General features: G+C 63.9%; 15 protein-coding genes. 6 read left to right on the top strand and 9 right to left on the bottom strand.

Annotation, left to right across the window (positions count from 1 at the left end):
- Positions 1-24: 24 nt before the first annotated feature.
- From atpA to ACOI1H_RS01935, 3 genes are all read right to left on the bottom strand, one after another.
- Entirely contained in the window at positions 25-1,560 is a 1,536-nt protein-coding gene (gene atpA / locus ACOI1H_RS01945; RefSeq protein WP_422435032.1) for a F0F1 ATP synthase subunit alpha, read from the bottom strand.
- A complete protein-coding gene (locus ACOI1H_RS01940) occupies positions 1,561-2,121 on the bottom strand; it encodes a F0F1 ATP synthase subunit delta (RefSeq protein ID WP_422435031.1) in 561 nt (186 codons plus the stop codon).
- Between the two features lie 212 nt (positions 2,122-2,333).
- Entirely contained in the window at positions 2,334-3,068 is a 735-nt protein-coding gene (locus ACOI1H_RS01935) for a class I SAM-dependent methyltransferase (RefSeq protein WP_422435030.1), read from the bottom strand.
- 63 nt (positions 3,069-3,131) lie between these two features.
- On the opposite strand from ACOI1H_RS01935, the gene gloB reads away from it, so the two are divergent.
- The 3 genes from gloB to ACOI1H_RS01920 all read left to right on the top strand — a co-directional run bounded on the left by gloB (position 3,132) and on the right by ACOI1H_RS01920 (position 7,366).
- Positions 3,132-3,893, top strand: coding sequence for a hydroxyacylglutathione hydrolase (gene gloB / locus ACOI1H_RS01930; protein ID WP_422435029.1), 762 nt, complete (start codon positions 3,132-3,134; stop codon positions 3,891-3,893).
- 192 nt (positions 3,894-4,085) lie between these two features.
- Complete coding sequence (clpA, locus tag ACOI1H_RS01925; RefSeq protein WP_422435028.1) at positions 4,086-6,404, top strand: ATP-dependent Clp protease ATP-binding subunit ClpA; 2,319 nt, start codon at positions 4,086-4,088, stop codon at positions 6,402-6,404.
- Positions 6,401-7,366 (top strand): M23 family metallopeptidase, encoded by a 966-nt coding sequence (locus ACOI1H_RS01920; protein WP_422435027.1) that lies wholly within the window; start codon positions 6,401-6,403, stop codon positions 7,364-7,366. The genes clpA and ACOI1H_RS01920 overlap by 4 nt, the downstream gene beginning before the upstream one ends.
- On the opposite strand, the gene ACOI1H_RS01915 is transcribed toward ACOI1H_RS01920, so the two are convergent.
- From ACOI1H_RS01915 to ACOI1H_RS01905, 3 genes are all read right to left on the bottom strand, one after another.
- The gene (locus ACOI1H_RS01915) at positions 7,363-8,958 is read right to left on the bottom strand and encodes a peptidoglycan -binding protein (protein WP_422435026.1); all 1,596 of its coding nucleotides are present in this window, start codon (positions 8,956-8,958) and stop codon (positions 7,363-7,365) included. The two genes, ACOI1H_RS01920 and ACOI1H_RS01915, sit on opposite strands and share 4 nt — an antisense overlap.
- Before the next feature lie 3 nt (positions 8,959-8,961).
- Positions 8,962-10,062, bottom strand: coding sequence for a biopolymer transporter ExbB (locus tag ACOI1H_RS01910; protein WP_422435097.1), 1,101 nt, complete (start codon positions 10,060-10,062; stop codon positions 8,962-8,964).
- 130 nt (positions 10,063-10,192) lie between these two features.
- Positions 10,193-10,723 carry a gamma-glutamylcyclotransferase gene (locus ACOI1H_RS01905; RefSeq protein ID WP_422435025.1) on the bottom strand — a complete coding sequence of 177 codons (531 nt, stop codon included), beginning with the start codon at positions 10,721-10,723 and terminating at the stop codon, positions 10,193-10,195.
- A gap of 62 nt (positions 10,724-10,785) precedes the next feature.
- On the opposite strand from ACOI1H_RS01905, the gene ACOI1H_RS01900 reads away from it, so the two are divergent.
- A complete protein-coding gene (locus ACOI1H_RS01900; RefSeq protein ID WP_422435024.1) occupies positions 10,786-11,754 on the top strand; it encodes a DUF2125 domain-containing protein in 969 nt (322 codons plus the stop codon).
- On the opposite strand, the gene gshB is transcribed toward ACOI1H_RS01900, so the two are convergent.
- The 3 genes from gshB to rsmI all read right to left on the bottom strand — a co-directional run bounded on the left by gshB (position 11,751) and on the right by rsmI (position 13,996).
- Positions 11,751-12,695: a glutathione synthase gene (gshB, locus tag ACOI1H_RS01895; RefSeq protein WP_422435023.1), complete on the bottom strand. Its 945-nt coding sequence runs from the start codon at positions 12,693-12,695 to the stop codon at positions 11,751-11,753. The two genes, ACOI1H_RS01900 and gshB, sit on opposite strands and share 4 nt — an antisense overlap.
- A gap of 66 nt (positions 12,696-12,761) precedes the next feature.
- Entirely contained in the window at positions 12,762-13,130 is a 369-nt protein-coding gene (locus ACOI1H_RS01890; protein ID WP_422435022.1) for a YraN family protein, read from the bottom strand.
- 2 nt (positions 13,131-13,132) lie between these two features.
- On the bottom strand, positions 13,133-13,996 hold the full coding sequence (gene rsmI, locus ACOI1H_RS01885; RefSeq protein WP_422435021.1) for a 16S rRNA (cytidine(1402)-2'-O)-methyltransferase: 864 nt from the start codon (positions 13,994-13,996) through the stop codon (positions 13,133-13,135).
- A 118-nt stretch (positions 13,997-14,114) separates the two neighbouring features.
- Between rsmI and ACOI1H_RS01880 the strand changes: the two genes are divergently transcribed.
- Complete coding sequence (locus tag ACOI1H_RS01880) at positions 14,115-15,314, top strand: penicillin-binding protein activator (RefSeq protein ID WP_422435020.1); 1,200 nt, start codon at positions 14,115-14,117, stop codon at positions 15,312-15,314.
- The gene (locus tag ACOI1H_RS01875; protein WP_422435096.1) at positions 15,280-18,087 is read left to right on the top strand and encodes a [protein-PII] uridylyltransferase; all 2,808 of its coding nucleotides are present in this window, start codon (positions 15,280-15,282) and stop codon (positions 18,085-18,087) included. The genes ACOI1H_RS01880 and ACOI1H_RS01875 overlap by 35 nt, the downstream gene beginning before the upstream one ends.
- Positions 18,088-18,091 lie beyond the last annotated feature (4 nt).

The raw sequence follows: 18,091 nt of genomic DNA, 5'->3' as shown, positions 1-18,091 counted from the left end.
CTAAACTCCTCTCTCGGGCAAAGGTTATGCGAAATCCTTGGCGAAGGCGTCGATGGCGGCCTTCAGCTTGGCTTCTGCATCGCCCTTGATCTTGGGGTCCTCGTTCGTGATCATGTCCAGCACGTCGCGGCCTTGCGTCCGCATGTGCTTCAACAGACCGGCTTCGAAACGACCGACCTGCTTAGTGTCGATCTTGTCCAGATAACCCTTGGTGCCGGCATAGATGACGGTCACGATCTCGGCGTTGGTCAGCGGCGAATACTGCGGCTGCTTCATCAGTTCCGTCAGACGCGCGCCACGGTTCAGCAAACGCTGGGTCGCGGCGTCAAGGTCGGAGCCGAACTGAGCGAAGGCCGCCATTTCGCGGTACTGCGCAAGCTCCAGCTTCACCGGACCGGCGACCGATTTCATCGCGTTGGTCTGGGCAGCCGAACCCACGCGGGACACGGACAGACCGGTGTTCACGGCGGGGCGGATGCCCTGGAAGAACAGTTCCGTTTCGAGGAAGATCTGGCCGTCGGTGATCGAGATCACGTTCGTCGGGATGAACGCCGACACGTCGCCGCCCTGCGTTTCGATGATCGGCAGCGCAGTCAGCGAACCGGAACCATTGTCCTCGTTCAGCTTGGCCGAACGCTCCAGCAGGCGAGAGTGGAGGTAGAACACGTCGCCGGGATAGGCTTCACGGCCCGGCGGGCGACGCAGGAGCAGTGACATCTGGCGGTAGGACACGGCCTGCTTGGACAGGTCATCATAGATGATGAGCGCGTGCTTGCCGTTGTCGCGGAAATACTCGGCCATCGCGGTGGCGGAATAGGGGGCCAGATACTGCATCGGCGCGGGGTCGGATGCGGTGGCGGCGACGATCGTGGTGTATTCGATGGCGCCGGTCTCTTCCAGCTTCTTCACCAGCTGGGCCACGGTGGACCGCTTTTGGCCGATGGCGACGTAGATGCAATACAGCTTCTCGGAGTCGTCCTTGGCCGCGTCGTTGTAGGACTTCTGGTTCAGGATCGTGTCGAGCGCCACGGCGGTCTTGCCGGTCTGGCGGTCGCCGATGATCAGCTCGCGCTGGCCACGGCCGATCGGGATCATGGAGTCGATGGCCTTCAGGCCGGTCGGCATCGGTTCGTGCACGGATTTGCGCGGGATGATGCCGGGGGCCTTCACGTCGGCCACGCGACGCTCTGACGCGTTGATCGGACCCTTGCCGTCCAGCGGATTGCCAAGACCGTCAACGACGCGGCCCAGCAGTTCCAGACCGGCAGGCACGTCCACGATGGACTTCGTGCGCTTGACGGTGTCGCCTTCCTTAATGTCGCGGTCAGAGCCGAAGATTACGACGCCGACGTTGTCGGTCTCGAGGTTCAGAGCCATGCCACGGATGCCACCGGGGAATTCCACCATCTCGCCGGCCTGCACGGCGTCGAGGCCATAGACGCGGGCGATACCGTCACCGACGGACAGCACGCGGCCAACCTCGGCGACTTCGGCATCCTGACCGAAGTTCTTGATCTGGTCCTTCAGGATCGCAGAGATTTCAGACGCTTGGATCGCCATTTATCCGACCTCTTTCATGTTGTTCTGGAGTGCATTGAGTTTGGACGCGATCGAGGTGTCGAGCATGCGGCTGCCGACCTTGACGATCAAGCCACCAAGAATGGAGGCGTCCACGGTTTCCTTGATGCTGACGGTCTTGCCGACCTGGTCGGACAACGTCTTGGCCAGCTCGTCGCTTTGCGTCTTGCTCAGCGCCTGCGCGGTGGTGACTTCGGCGATGACTTCGCCGCGGTCGGTGGCCAGCATGTCGCGCAGGGTGCCGACGATGCCGGGCAGCACGAACAGGCGACGCTTGTCGGCCAGCAGACCCAGCAGATTCGCCATCGTGTCCGACAGCGCCATCTTCTGGGCGATCGCCTTTACGGCGGCAGCTTGCTCGTCACGGCCATAGAGCGGCGAGGTGATCAGATCGCGGAAATCGGCGCTTTCGGACAGGGCGGCGTCGAGAGCGTCGACGTCCTGTTCCATCGCCTTGAGATTGTTGCCATCCTTGGCGATGTCGAACACCGCTGACGCATAGCGCCCGGCGATACCCTGTGTGATCGAAGCTGGTTCGGACACGTCCACCCTTCCGATATAAGGCCCCCGCGACCCCAAAAGGGTCCGGAGGCGTTCACGTCTCCTCGAAGTTTCCGAGGCATTAAAATCTGCGCCGATCTAACAGAGGAGTTATCCCCCCGCAACATGTTAAGCCGATTTTTCGCGAATGGTGGAACCGAAGACGGACGGGGCATTTCGGCGCTCGGGACGAAGTGTCGCAGGGGGCCGGACCGTCATGCCGGTGCCGCTTCGGGAAAGGGTGCCAATGCGGTGTCGCGGGATCGCACGCGCAGTCGCGGCCCGTTGGCGGCGGGCGATTGCTTGCAGGCTTCGACGATCAGGACACCCCCGCCCGCCAGCATCGGAATTGCGTGACCCGCCCCTTCCAGCACGGTCGCCATGCGGCGCCACAGCGGATTGTGCGACGGCGGCTGATACAGTGTCGCGCGAACGCTGCCGATGTCGAAATCATGCGCACGCAGCTGGATTTCCAGCTGACTCGGCGAATAGGGGCGCCCGAAGCCAAAGGGCGTGCGATCGGACCGGGACCAGAGCCCCGCCCGGTTCGGCACGATGAAGATCGCCCGCCCGCCCGGTCCCAGGACGCGATGGCACTCATTCAGCACGGCGGTCGGATGCTCTGTCGTCTCGAGCCCGTGCATCACGACCAGCTTGTCCACGAACCCGTTCGGCAGCGGCCAGAGCGTATCCTCGCACAGGACGGTGACATTGGGCTGGCCGGCGGGCCAAGGCATGACACCCTGCGGACCGGGCATCAGGCCGATGACACGACGCGCATCGCCGAGATAGGGGCGCAGCAGCGGCACCGCGAAACCGAAGCCCGCGACCGTCTGGCCCTTTGCCTCGGGCCACATTCGCACCAGTTCATCACGTATGACCTTCTGCGCAGCCCGGCCAAGTGCGCTGCGGTAGTAGAAGTTGCGCAGTTGAAGTACGTCGAGATGCATTGCGGTCTGCGTGGTCCATTGGCGGGCTTGCAGCCTACCCTAGCAAAGAATAGCGAACTTGCCATGCCCGTTGAACTGATCACCGTCCCTTGCCTGTCAGACAACTATGCGTTCCTGATCCACGACCCGCAGACCGGCCAGACAGCGCTCGTGGATGTGCCCGAGGCGGCGCCGGTTCAGGCCGTGCTCGATCAGCGGGGATGGTCCCTGACGGACATCCTGATCACGCACCACCATGACGACCATGTGCAGGGGCTGCAGGCCCTGCGCGGCGACGCCCGCGTCGTGGGTGCCAAGGCCGATGCCCACCGCCTGCCGCGTCTGGACACGGAGGTTGCGGACGGGGACACGATCACGGTCTGCGGTCAGCAGGTCCACATTTTCGACGTGTCCGGCCACACCATCGGTCACATCGCGTTCCATATGCCCGAGACCCAACTGCTTTTTACCGCCGACAGCCTGATGGCGATGGGGTGCGGGCGGTTGTTCGAAGGCACGCCATCGCAGATGTGGAACAGCCTGCAAAAGCTGCGCGCCCTGCCCGGCGACACGACGGTCTGTTCCGGTCACGAGTACACGATGACGAATGTGCGTTTTGCATTATCCCTTGAACCGAACAATCCAAAGATTATGTCTCGATCCGAGGCTACGCGGACGGCGCGTGAAAACGGCCATGCCACCGTCCCGTCGCTTTTGTCGCTGGAGTGCGAAACCAACCCGTTTCTGCGCGCCGACGATCCGGTTCTGGCACAGGCCATCGACATGGCCGACGCACAACCCGCCGAAATTTTCACCGAAATCCGGGCCCGCAGGGACCGGTTCTGACACCTCTCGGGCAGACTGAATCGCTTTTGCCCGTCAGACCGCCGCGTTCACGACACGTCATTCTTTTTGTGAACAGGCTTAACAAGAAAAACCTTGAAGGTTGGGCCGAAAAGCCAAACTCTCAAAGACAAGGCCACGGTCCGTTCCGGATGACCCGCCCACCGGACCCCCGAATAGCAAGGAGCACCCGAAGTGCCATCTTTTTCAACGACGCTCGAGCAGTCCATTCACGGAGCCCTGGCCCTGGCCAATGCACGCCGTCACGAACTTGCCACGCTGGAACACCTGCTGCTGGCCCTGATCGACGAGCCCGACGCCGCACGCGTGATGCAGGCGTGTTCGGTCGATCTGGATGAGTTGCGCAAGGACCTTGAAGATTTCATCTCGGACGATCTGTCGACGCTTGAAACCGACGTCGACGGATCAGAAGCGGTGCCGACGGCCGCGTTCCAGCGCGTCATCCAGCGCGCGGCGATCCACGTCCAGTCGTCGGGCCGGACCGAAGTGACAGGTGCCAACGTGCTGGTCGCGATCTTTGCCGAACGCGAAAGCAACGCGGCCTATTTCCTGCAGGAACAGGACATGACGCGCTATGACGCGGTCAACTTCATCGCGCATGGCGTGGCGAAGGACCCGGCCTTCGGCGAAAGCCGCCCCGTGCAGGGATCGACCCCGCGCGAAGAGGACGAGAGCGTCACCGATGGCGACAAGAAGGAATCCGCGCTGGCGAAATATTGCGTGGACCTGAACGCGAAGGCGGGCAAGGGTGACCTTGATCCGCTGATCGGCCGCGCGCACGAGGTCGAACGCTGCATCCAGGTGCTGTGCCGCCGCCGCAAGAACAACCCGCTGCTGGTGGGTGATCCGGGCGTAGGCAAGACGGCCATCGCCGAAGGACTGGCCTACAAGATCGTCAACCACGAAGTGCCGGAGGTGCTGTCGAAGGCCACGATCTACAGTCTCGACATGGGCGCGCTGCTGGCCGGCACACGCTATCGTGGCGATTTCGAGGAACGGCTGAAGGCCGTGATGACCGAGATGGAGAACCACAAGGACGCGGTCCTGTTCATCGACGAGATCCACACGATCATCGGGGCCGGTGCGACCTCTGGCGGCGCGATGGACGCGTCCAACCTGCTGAAGCCCGCGTTGCAGGGCGGCAAGCTGCGCTGCATGGGGTCCACGACCTACAAGGAGTTCCGCCAGCATTTCGAAAAGGACCGCGCGCTGTCCCGCCGGTTCCAGAAGATCGATGTGAACGAGCCTTCGGTCGAGGACGCTGTGAAGATCCTCAAGGGTCTGAAGCCCTATTTCGAGGAGCATCACGGGGTGAAATACACCTCTGACGCAATCAAGGCGGCCGTCGAATTGTCGGCGCGCTACATCAACGACCGCAAGCTGCCGGACAAGGCCATCGACGTCATCGACGAGGCGGGCGCGTCCCAGCAACTGCTGCCCGATTCCAAGCGTCGCAAGACCCTTGGCATCAAGGAGATCGAAGCCGTCGTGGCCAAGATCGCCCGCATCCCGCCGAAGAACGTCAGCAAGGACGATGCCGAAGTTCTGAAGGATCTGGAATCGTCGCTGAAGCGCGTCGTCTTCGGTCAGGATCAGGCGATTGAGGCGTTGGCCTCCGCCATCAAGCTGGCCCGTGCGGGTCTGCGCGAGCCTGAGAAGCCGATCGGCAACTACCTGTTCACGGGTCCGACCGGCGTCGGCAAGACCGAGGTGGCCAAGCAACTGGCGGATACGCTGGGTGTGGAATTGATCCGGTTCGACATGTCCGAATACATGGAAAAGCACGCAGTCTCTCGACTGATCGGCGCGCCTCCGGGGTACGTCGGTTTCGATCAGGGCGGCATGCTTACCGACGGTGTCGACCAGAACCCCCACTGCGTCCTATTGCTGGACGAGATGGAAAAGGCGCACCCGGATGTCTACAACATCCTGTTGCAGGTGATGGACCACGGGAAACTGACCGACCACAACGGCCGGACGACCGATTTCCGCAACGTGATCCTGATCATGACCAGCAACGCCGGCGCGTCCGAAATGGGCAAGAACGCGATGGGCTTTGGCCGCGAAACCCGCGAGGGCGAGGACACGGCAGCGATCGAGCGCATCTTCACGCCGGAATTCCGCAACCGTCTGGATGCGATCATCAGCTTCGGCGCGTTGCCGAAAGAGGTGATCATGAAGGTGGTCGAAAAGTTCGTGCTGCAGCTTGAGGCGCAATTGATCGACCGCAACGTCCATATCGAACTGACCCCCGCCGCGGCCGAATGGCTAGGCAACAAGGGTTACGATGTCAAGATGGGCGCGCGTCCGCTGGGCCGGGTGATCCAGGAACACATCAAGAAGCCGCTGGCCGAGGAACTTTTGTTCGGCAAGCTGGTGAAGGGTGGTTTGATCAAGGTCGGCGTGAAGGGCAAGGATCTGGACCTGACGTTCGAGGCACCGGAACAGGCCCGAATTTCGGGCAAGAAGCCGCCTTTACTGACGGCTGAATGATCCGAAACGGCGCAATCGCGATCCTGTCCCTCGCAGCCACAATGGCTGCGGGGGACATTCTTTTGATACCGCCGCTGGACTGCGATCTGACGCAGACCTGCTACATCCAGCAGGGCGTCGATCACGATCCGGGCTCCGGTGCGCAGGATTTCCTGTGCGGCCGGTTGACCTATGACGGGCACAAGGGGACCGACTTCGCCCTGCCCTCTCTGGCGATGCAGGCAGAGGGCGTCGATGTCATCGCTGCTGCGCCCGGCACGGTGCGCGGCGTGCGCAACGACATGGCAGATGTCTTGCAGGGCATGCCTGGCGCGCCCGATGTGGCGGACCGGGAATGCGGCAACGGTGTCGTCGTCAGCCACGGCGATGGCTGGGAAACGCAGTATTGCCACATGAAACAGGGCTCTGTCGTTGTCCAAACCGGGCAAAGGGTCGTGATGGGGCAGGTGATGGGACAGGTCGGATTGTCCGGGCAGACGCAGTTTCCGCATGTCCATCTGTCGGTGCGCAAGGACGGTGCGGTCGTCGACCCGTTTGCACCCGATGCCCCGAACGCCTGTGGCGACGCATCGGGCAAGACGCTTTGGAATACGCCTTTCGCCTTCGTGCCCGGCGGGCTAATCAGCGCCGGTTTCAGTGACGCTGTGCCGGAATATGCCGCGATAAAGGCCGGAACGGCAGCCCGCCAGACGATGCCGGCCACGGCACCGGGTCTGGTCGTCTGGGGATTCGCCTTTGGCGGCAGGGTCGGCGACTCGGTGACCCTGGCGATCCGGGGTCCGCAGGGCGAGGTCTTCACCGATACGCAGACGCTGGACCGCGATCAGGCGCAACTGTTTCGGGCCGGAGGCAGACGGGTGCCTCCGGGCGGTTGGCCTCGTGGCGACTATGCCGGCACGGTCGAGATGCGGCGGGACGGCCAGACGCTCGATGTGCAAACCACGACGGTCACGCTGGACTAGCGTTCGGTCAGCTTCAATTCGATCCGCCGGTTCTGGGCGCGGGCAGCGTCGGTGTCCGCCGGGTTCAGCGGCTGGAATTCGGCAAAGCCGTTGGCGGACATGCGGTTGGGCGGAATGCCGAGGCTTTCCATGTATTTGACGACCGACAGGGCGCGGGCCTGCGAAAGCTGCCAGTTGTCTGCAAACTGGCCGTTGCCCGACAGCGGCACATCGTCCGTGTGACCGTCGACGCGGATGATCCAGTCGATGTTGTCGGGAATCCGGTCTGCGATCTGCCGCAACAGGGTCGCAACCTTCGCAATCTCCTGTCGGCCACGCGCCGAGAGGGTCGCGTCGCCTGTGCCGAACAGCACCTCTGACGAAAACACGAAGCGGTCACCGGCAATCTGCACACCATCAAGCCCTTCGACCAGTCCGCGCAGCTCACCGAAAAAGTCCGACCGGAAGCGTTCGAGGTTCTGATTCTCGGCCTCCAGCCGCACACGCTCTGCTTCTTCGAGTGCCGCGCGACGGCGTTCTTCGGCAGCGACCCGGGCCAGCGCGGTGTTCAGTTGGGCACCAAGCTGCTCGATCTGCACGTCAGCATCCTCGCTTTCGCTTTGCGCGACGTTCAACAGGGATTGCAACGTCCCGACCTGCTGGCGCAGCGCCGCGACCTGTTCGTTCAGCAGCGCGGTCTGGCGTTGTGCCGCGGCGCTCAGCTCCTGCTCTTCGGACAAGGCGGCATTGGCCGTCGCCAGCAAGGCCGCCTGACGCTCCGCTTCGCTCAATGCTGCGGTCCGGGTCGATTCCACGGCGGACAGGTCGGAGGCCAACGCGTCCCGGCCGGCATTCGCGGCGGCCAGTAGGGTCAACGTCTCCTCGGCCCGCTTGCGCTGTTCTTCCAGCGAAAGGGTCATCGCAGTCAGTTCGGTATCCGCAGTCTCAAGCCGTTCTCGCAACGCGGCGGCGGCGGCGGCATCGACAAGCTGCGCCGCTTCAAGGTCGCTGATCCGCTCAGACTGATCGCTGGTCTGTGCCGTCAGGTCGGCGGTCTGCGCGTTCAGGTCATCGACCAACGCCTGAAGCGCGTCCCGGCGGGCCGCAGCAAGACGGGCGGCCTCTGCCTCCGCATCCACCTCGGACCGGGCGGTGGCCAGTGCAAGGGTCAGTTGCTCCTGTTCGGACAGAAGGTCCGCGTTGCTGTCCTCCAACCCGGCCACCTGCGCCGACAGATCGGCCCGCTGCGCCAGAAGTCCCGCGACCTGCGCCTCGAACCCGGTGATCCGGTTCTGCGCGCTTTGCAGCGCGGCGGCGGTCTGGTCGCGTTCCTCGACCAGCACGGCAATGCGTTCGGACTGCGCGGCGTTGTCCTCGGTCAGGGTCGCCGTCTCGGCCTGCGACAGGCCCAGCGCGTTGGTCAGGGACGCCACCTGCCCCGCCAGATCGTCCAGCTGCGTCGCCTGCCCACTGATCGTTTCACGCAGGACGAACTGGATCACCATGAAGATGGTCAGCACGAACATCAGCACCAGCAGCAGGCCGGTCATCGCATCGACGAAGCCGGGCCAGATGTTGCCGTTCATGCGCTGGGTGCGACGGGACAGGGCCATGCGTCAGGCGTCCCTCCTGCTCTGCTTGATCGCGCGGGTCAAACCGGCAAGATCGCTGCGCAGATCGGCCAGCGTTTCCTGCCGGCCGGCGGCGACCTCTTCCAGCAGGCGCAGCATCTGCGTATCGATGGACCGCAGCCGCATCCGGCTTTCCGCGTCAAGGCCGTCGACGCCACCATCCTGCATCTGCGTGATCAGACGATCCTGCCCTTCGGCGATGCGGGTCAGCAACGCCTCGTTCGCCCCGTTGCCACGCTGGCTGTCGACCAGGCGTTCGATGGTGCGAGTCAATTGCGAAAGGTGATCGTCGGCCTGGCCCCGGGTCTGTTCGGCCTGCACGAACATCTCTTTCATCGTGTCCAGCTGCGCACCCATGTGGTCGGCGAAGGCCGCCATCATGGCGCTGTCCTCGCCCGCGCCACCGTCCTCGCCGCTGGCGAAACCAAGGCGCGTGATCGTGGACAACCAATCCTCAAGCTCGCGGTAGAAGCGGTTCTGACCGTGTCCGGCAAAAAGCTCCAGCAAGCCGACGACAAGCGACCCCGCCAGCCCGAGGAGGGAAGACGAGAACGCCGTGCCCATGCCGCCCAGCTGGCTTTCCAACCCCTGCTGGAGGCGGGCGAAGACCTCTGCCCCGCTTTCGTCTGCGGCGGGGTTCAGCGACCTTATCGTCTCGACCAGCGCAGGCACCGTGGTCGCCAGACCGTAAAAGGTGCCGAGAAGGCCAAGAAAGATCAAAGTGTTGCCAAGATACCGCGTGATCTCTCGATCTTCGTCGATGCGTTGCGCGACGGAATCCTGGATCGAGGTCGCGGCCGTCGAGGAGATGTGCATCCGCGCACCCCGCGACCGCAGCAACGTCGCAAGGGGGGCCAACAGCGACGGTGCAACGGTGATCTGGTGGCCGGGACGATGGGTCGCGAACCCCTCGATCCATTCCACCGATTTCATCAACTGCCAGACCTGCGCAAAGGTCGATCCGACGCCCAGCACGAAGACGAACAGGATCAACCCGTTCAGGTAAGCGTTCGACAGAAAGATTTGCCGCATCTGCGCAAAGCCGACGTAGATCCCCGCCCCGACCAGCGCCAGCGCGATCAGCATGGATGTGATCTGCCGCACGGGCTGGGAAAACTGCGGCGGCACGTCGGGCCTCTTGAAATCCGTCACGTCGGGCGGTCCTGTCCTGTCATTCGTCAACAGCCTAAGTGTGTTACGGGGCAAACGGAAACGATTAATCGGTGACGGTCAAGGCCCGCACACGGTCCACCAACCAGCGCATGTCAGGATCCACGATGTCCATCTGATCCAGATGCGCCGCCGTTCGATAAAGGTATTCGGGGTTCGGGCCGCGCCCGCCCGTACTGCGCGCGATCATCCGGGCCTGCGTGTCCAGATCAAGCTGGACGTACTGGTCGTGTTGCGGGTCGATCACATAGGCCACCGCGTCCTGCGGACCGTCCTCGGTCTGCAGCGTCACGGTGCGTTCTAGATAGGCCGAAGAGATCAGTTCCCTGTCCCGCAGCATCTTCAGCACGTGTTCCGCCTCTGCATCCTCGGCGCGAAAGGCCATGCCGGTGCATTGCCCGCCCGGCACGGCATCGAGTGCCAGCACAAGACCGGGTGCCTCTGGCGTGCCGCGATGGTGGATCGACAACATGCAAAAGCTGCGGTGATAGTCGTGCAGGACCGCGCGGCGTGCCTCGGCCGGGGTGAAACCGGGGTTCCACAAAAGCGAGCCATAGCCGAAAACCCACAAGCGCATGTGACTGGTCCTTCCTTCCCGCCCCCTATAAACGCGGGGCGAACCGAATGCGAGGGCCCGCCATGAAGCTGTTGTTGACCGTCGTGCTGGTCGTGGCCGCACTCTATGCAGGATATTGGGTACTGGCGTCCCGCGGGCTTGACGGCGGCCTGCGAAACGGCATTGCCGCGGCAGAGGCACAGGGGTGGCGGATCGAGACCGAGAGCCTGACAACGGGCGGCTTTCCCTCTCGCTTTGATGTGACCGCGCGGGAACTTTCGGTGACCTCGCCGGATGGCACGTTCGTCTGGCAGACCCCTTGGGTCGAGACGGCGGCCCTGTCCTACCGCCCGAACAAGGTTATCGCAGTCTTTGCGCCCAGTCAGACCGTGACAGTCGGTCCGCAGATCATTGCGGTGAACGCCGATGGGTTGCGCGCCAGCTTCGCCGTCGCGGCCACGACGGCGCTCGGCTTTGACACCATGACCGCCGAAGCGCAGGGGTTGACGGTCACGACCGCAGCGGGGACTGGACTGTCAGCGGGCAAGAGCCTGCTGGCTCTGCGCGCCCTGGACCCGCAGCCGAACACCTACGAAGGCTTCCTGAGCCTCGACGATCTCGTGACCGTGGCCGGGCTGCCCGGTCTGCCCGCGGGCGCGGCACGGCTGACGACGGACGCGACAATGGTGCTCGATCGGCCGCTGGACCGCCATGCGATGATGCCGGCGCGCCCCTTGATCCAGGAACTGACGCTCAACAGCCTCGATCTGACCTGGGGCGACCTGCGGCTGACGGGCAGCGGTGCGCTGACCGTGGATGCCGCAGGGTTGCCGACCGGGCAGATCGCCTTGAAGGCCAAGGGGTGGGACACGGTGGTCGATCTGCTGGCTGCGACAGGGGCAATCGCGCCGCAATCTGTGCAGACGATCCGGACGATGGCCGGCCTGCTGTCGGCTGACGATACCCTGTCGCTGCCCTTGACCTTTGCCAATGGCGGCATGGCATTGGGACCGATCCCGCTTGGCTCGGCCCCGGTGATCAGACTGCCCTAGTCCACGCGGCGGGCTTCGATCGCCAGCCAGATTTGCGCGGCGATGTTGGTGCCGTCGAAGCGTTCCAGTTCCTGGATGCCGGTGGGCGAGGTCACGTTGATCTCGGTCAGCCAGTCGCCGATGACGTCAATGCCGACGAAAATCTGACCCTTCTCGCGCAACAGTGGCCCGATCCGCGCGCAGATCTCGCGATCCCGGTCGGTCAGCGCGACCTTTTCGGGTCGGCCGCCGACATGCATGTTCGACCGTGTCTCGCCTGCCGCCGGCACGCGGTTGATCGCCCCGACGGGTTCGCCGTCGACCAGGATGATGCGCTTGTCACCCTTGGCGACCGCCGGCAGGAATTTCTGCATGATCAATGGCTCGCGGTTGATGCCGGAAAAAAGCTCGTGCAGCGATGCGAGGTTGCCGTCACCCTGTGACAGCTTGAACACGCCGGCCCCGCCATTGCCGTAAAGCGGCTTCAGAATGACATCGCCGTGGGCAGACCGAAAACCGCGCAGGGTGTCGAGGTCGCGGGCTATCATCGTGGGCGGCGTCAGGTCCTGGAACCGCAACACCAGCAGTTTCTCGGGGTAGTTGCGGACCCAGAAGGGATCGTTCACCACCAGCGTCGTGTCGCGGATCATGTCCAGCAGATGCGTCGTGGTGATGTAACCCATGTCGAAGGGCGGGTCTTGGCGAAGCCAGACGACATCGAAATCCGCCAGATCGACTTCGGCGGCTTCCCCGAGTGAATAGTGATTTCCCTTTTCCCGCCGCACGGTCAGCGGCCAACCGCGTGCCGTCACGCGCCCTTCACGATAGGCAAGCTTGTCTGGCGTGTAGTAGAACAGCCTGTGGCCGCGGGCCTGTGCCTCTTCCGCGATGCGGAACGTGCTGTCGGCATCGATGTTGATCGGCCCGATCGGGTCCATCTGAATCGCGACTTTCAAAGACATGGGCGGCCTTTCGGAACGGGTTGCGTCACCGATATGGCGCAGGCCCGACCGATCCGCAATGGCGCGTCACCAACCGCCGAAGGCGTTCGCCACGACCCGCACATCGCCGGACTGATCGACGGTCGCCACATCGAACCGCATCGGCGTCAGCGAACCGCGCGGTTCGCCACCGACGAATTCGCAGGCCGCCATGCAGATCCGGTCCATCTGCCGACGCGTCACACGCTGCGCTGCCTGCGCATGGGTCCGGCTTTTCTTCACCTCCACGAACACGACGGAATCGCCGTCGCGCAAGATGAGGTCGATTTCGCCACCCTGCCCCCGCCACCGGCGCGCCGCCTCGGCGCAGCCGCGCGCGGCGTAGCACCGTGCGACGATATCCTCGGCCGCGACGCCCGCATGATAGTTCGTTCGGCTGCGTATCGATGTCGACATTGTCATTCGTCCTTTCGATCCATATCCAAGGCCGTCTGATAGACCTGCCTGCGGGGCAACCCGAGCGCGCCGGCGACTGCCGTGGCCGCATCCTTCACCCGCATCGTCGTCATCGCGTCGCGCAGGGCCTTTTCGACATCGCCGTCCGCCACGGTTTGGGCACCGGCACGGCCGATCAGCACGACGACTTCGCCCTTTACGGCGCGACCTTCGAAATCGCCCATCAGCGATCCCAACGTTCCGCGCGACACCTCCTCGAACTTCTTCGTCAGCTCGCGGCACACCACCGCAGACCGACCTTCCCCCAGAACATCGCACGCATCACTTAACAGATCGTGAACACGCTTGGGCGATTCATAGATCACCAAGGTAAACGGCATCTCTCGGACCTCTGCGAGTTGCGTCTTGCGTTGTGAAGCCGCCGCGGACAGAAAGCCGAGGAATGCGAAGCGGTCGGTCGGCAGGCCCGCGACCGCAAGGGCCGTCAGCACGGCCGACGCGCCGGGTGCCGCCGTCACCGGAAGCCCCGCGGCCTGAACCGCAACTGCCAGTTCATAGCCGGGATCGGCGATCAGAGGCGTGCCCGCTTCCGACACACAGGCGACGGATCGACCCGCGGCGATGGCTGCGACAAGGCGGTCGACCTGACCCGCGTTGCTGTGATCGTGAAAGGCAACGACCTGTCTCTTGCCCAGCGGAACGCCATGTATCTCCATCAGTTTTCGGGCCGTCCGGGTATCCTCGGCTGCAATCAGGTCACAGCTTGCAAGGATATCGAGCGCGCGCAGGGTGATGTCGCGGGCCGACCCGATCGGGGTCGCGACAAGATACAATCCCGCGCTCAATGGTCTGATCTCGTGATTCATGCCTAGACCCCTGTGCGCCCTGCCTTATGATGCCCGAGCCATTCAACAATGGGGACCTGCGGGCATGACGACAACGCCCGTCGCACTCCAACGACCGAAAAACAAGAGGATGCTGCCGATGATTGCCTTGCTGCCCCCCGCGCCCACACCCATTCTGCGCCGGCTGGCTGCGCGCATGACAGGGTTTCTGGCCTTCACCTGGCTGGCCGCCTGTGCGGCCATGCCCATCAACGAGCAAACGAACACAGGTGTCGCCATCGACCCCAATGCGCCCGTGCAGGTCGCGCTGCTGGTGCCAGCCGGGTCCGGCGATTCCAACGATGCGACCCTGGCACGCAACCTCGAGAATGCGGCCCGCCTGGCGATTGCCGACCTGAACGGTGTTCAGATCGACCTTCGGGTCTACAACAGCGGGGCCAGTCCCGCAATGGCCGCGCAGGCCGCGACTCAAGCCGCCGACGAGGGGGCGAAGATCATCGTCGGCCCGCTTTACGGCGAAACGGTGAACCCGGTCGGCAATGCCGTGGCCGCGCGCAACATCAACGTGCTGGCATTGTCGAACAATCCGACCGTGGCCGGCGGAAACGTGTTCATCCTCGGGTCCACCTTCAACAACACCGCCAACCGCCTCGTGTCATATGCGCGCCAGACAGGGATCGAGCGATTTGGCGTCGTCCACGCCAACGACCTTGGCGGTCAGCTTGGCCGCGATGCGATCATCTCGGCGGTGCAGGCGAACGGCGCGCAGGTCGCCGGGGTCGGCAGCTATCCGCTGTCCCAACAAGGCATCGTGTCGGCAACACCGCAGATCGCCGCCACGCTGAAGGCAGCGGGGGCGCAGGCTGTCTTTCTGACCGCCGGGGCAAACGCCGACCTGCCCTTGATCGCGACCGCCCTGCCCGAGGCGGGCGTCAATCCGGTCGACACACGGTATATCGGACTGACCAACTGGTCCGTCGCCCCGCAGGCGCTGGCGCTGCCGGGCGTGCAGGGCGGGCTGTTCGCGGTCCCGGATCGCGGCACTGTCGCAAGTTTCGAAGCACGCTATCGCGCGGCCTACGGCAACGATCCACATCCGCTGGCCGGCCTGGCCTACGACGGGATCGCCGCGATCGGCGCACTGGCCGCGACCGGAAACCGCAATGCGCTGACCAAATCGGCCCTGACCACCAGCCAGGGTTTCCAAGGCACGAACGGCATCTTTCGCTTCCTGCCGTCGGGTCTGAACGAACGCGGCCTGGCCATCGCCACCGTGCGCGGCAACCAGATGGTTGTCCTTGAAAATGCCCCACGCAGTTTCGGCCGTGCTGGCAGCTGAACCGATCGGTCATCCCATCGCCGCGACGCCGGAGGATCTGATCCTGCCGGCGTCGCAGATTTTTGACGCGGCCGATGTCGCCTTTCAGCTGGCCGAGATCACCAAGGCCGTGCCCGACGACCGGACCCTGCGGGCCGCCACGGTGGGAATTCTCAAGGCCGCGCAGGCGCGGGGCCGCGCGGCGATCCGCGAGGCCTTTCTGGCACAGCCGTTCCGCGCCACGCCGACCACCCGCGCCTACAGTTGGCTGACCGACCAGATCATCAAGACGGTGCTGGAAGTCGCCCGCAACCACCTGCACCGGCTGCCCAATCCGACAACCAGCGAGCGGCTGTCCGTGATCGCGGTCGGCGGCTATGGTCGTGGCGAGATGGCACCCCATTCCGACGTGGACCTGCTGTTTCTGACACCCTACAAGATCACCCCCTGGGCGGAGAGCGTAATCGAATCCACGCTTTACATGCTGTGGGACCTCAAGATGAAGGTCGGCCATGCCAGCCGCACCATCAAGGACTGCCTGCGCCTTGCGGGCGAGGATTACACGATCCGCACCTCTTTGGTGGAATACCGCTATCTCACTGGTGACGAACGGTTGGCCGAAGACCTGGGCAAGCGCCTTTGGACCGAGCTTTTCAAGTCCTCCGCCCCCGATTTCATTCAGGCCAAGCTGGACGAACGCGCCCAGCGTCACCGCAAGCAGGGCGGTCAGCGCTATATGGTCGAACCCAACGTTAAAGAGGGGAAAGGCGGCTTGCGCGACCTGCAATCCCTTTACTGGATCGGCAAGTATATCCACGGCGTCCGGGACGCTTCCGAACTGGTGCGCCACAAGGTCTTTACACAGGAAGAATACGAGACCTTCCGCGCCGCGCATGAATTCCTCTGGGCCGTGCGCTGTCATCTGCACCTGATCGCCGACCGCGCGCAGGACCAGTTGACCTTCGACATGCAGGTCGCCGTGTCAGAGGCGATGGGCTATGCCGACGGCGGCGGGCGGCGCGGCGTCGAACATTTCATGCAGGCCTATTTTCGCCATGCCACGATGGTCGGCGACCTGACCCGGATATTCCTGGTCGCGCAGGAAAAATCCCACGCCAAGGCGGCCCCGATGCTGGAACGCCTTCTGCGGCGCAAACCCAAGGTCCAGCCGCCCTATGCGATCAAGCAGAACCGCCTGACCGTCTCGGGCCCCAAGACCTTTCTCGCCGATCCGATGAACCTGCTGCGCATCTTCGAGGAATCGATGCGCACCGGCACGCTGCTGCATCCCGATGCCATGCGCCTGATCGCGGCGAACCTGCATTTGATCGACGCGTCGCTTCAGAACGACCCGGAGGCGAACAAGCTGTTCCTGGGCCTGCTGGTGAAGCACGGGAACCCCGAACGCGCCCTGCGGCGCATGAACGAGCTTGGCGTGCTGGGGACGTTCATTCCGGACTTTGCCCCGATCGTCGCGATGATGCAGTTCAACATGTATCACCATTACACGGTGGACGAACACATCATCCAGTGCATCAGTCACCTGAGCCAGATCGAGCGGGGAGAGCTGGGCGAAAGCCTGCCGCTGGTCTCGGGTATCCTGAAGGCGGGCGTGAACCGCAAGGTCATCTACGTCGCCCTGCTGCTGCACGACATCGGCAAGGGCCGGCCAGAGGATCATTCGATCCTCGGCGCCCAGATCGCGCGCCGCGTGGCACCGCGTCTGGGACTGAACAAGCGCGAATGCGAGACGGTCGAATGGCTGATCCGCTACCACCTGCTGATGTCGGACACGGCGCAGAAGCGCGACATTTCCGAACCGCGCACGATCCGTGGCTTTGCCAAGGCGGTGAAATCCGTCGAGCGGCTGGACCTGCTGACGGTGCTGACGGTCTGCGACATAAGGGGCGTCGGGCCGGGTACCTGGAACAACTGGAAGGCCGTGCTGCTGCGCAACCTCTATGCCGCAACGCGCTCTGCGCTGGACAACGGGCTGGAGGACGTGAACCGGGAAACCCGCGAGAACGTGGCAAAACGGTCCCTGCGCGACGCGTTGTCGGGCTGGGACACGGCGCATGTCAAACGCGAGATGGGGCGTCACTATGGCCCCTACTGGCAGGGGCTGCCGCCCGCGACGCACGTGATCTTTGCGAACCTGCTGCGTGACATTCCCAATGACGAGGTGCGCATCGACCTGATGCCGGACCCCGATCGCGATGCAACCCGCGCCTGTTTCGCGATGGTCGATCATCCCGGCCTGTTCAGCCGCATGACCGGCGCGCTGGCGCTGGTCGGCGCGAACATCGTGGATGCCCGCACCTATACGTCGAACGACGGCTACGCGACGGCGGTGTTCTGGATTCAGGATGGCGACGGTCACCCGTTCGAGGAAAGCCGCCTGCCGCGCCTGCGCAACATGATCCACAAGACCCTGATGGGCGAAGTCGTTCCGCGCGACGCGCTGGCCGACCGCGACAAGCTGCCGAAACGGATGCGGGCCTTCCGGGTGCCGACCACCATCACCTTCGACAACGAAGGGTCGGAGATCTACACCATCATCGAGGTGGACACCCGCGACCGTCCCGGCCTGCTGTTCGACCTGACCCGGACGCTGGCCAACGCGCATGTCTACATCGCGAGTGCCGTGATCGCGACCTATGGCGAACAGGCCGTCGACACGTTCTACGTCAAGGACCTGACAGGGCTGAAATTCCACAGCGAAACCAAACGCCACGGGCTTGAACGCCGCCTGCGCGAGGCCATTGACCGTGGCAGCGAACGGGCGCAAACGTGACGCC

It is taken from the genome of Loktanella sp. DJP18, from assembly GCF_049310965.1.
Classification (GTDB): domain Bacteria; phylum Pseudomonadota; class Alphaproteobacteria; order Rhodobacterales; family Rhodobacteraceae; genus Loktanella.
Note: the sequence above shows the minus strand (reverse complement) of the source record. Positions and strands in the feature narration are given on the sequence as shown.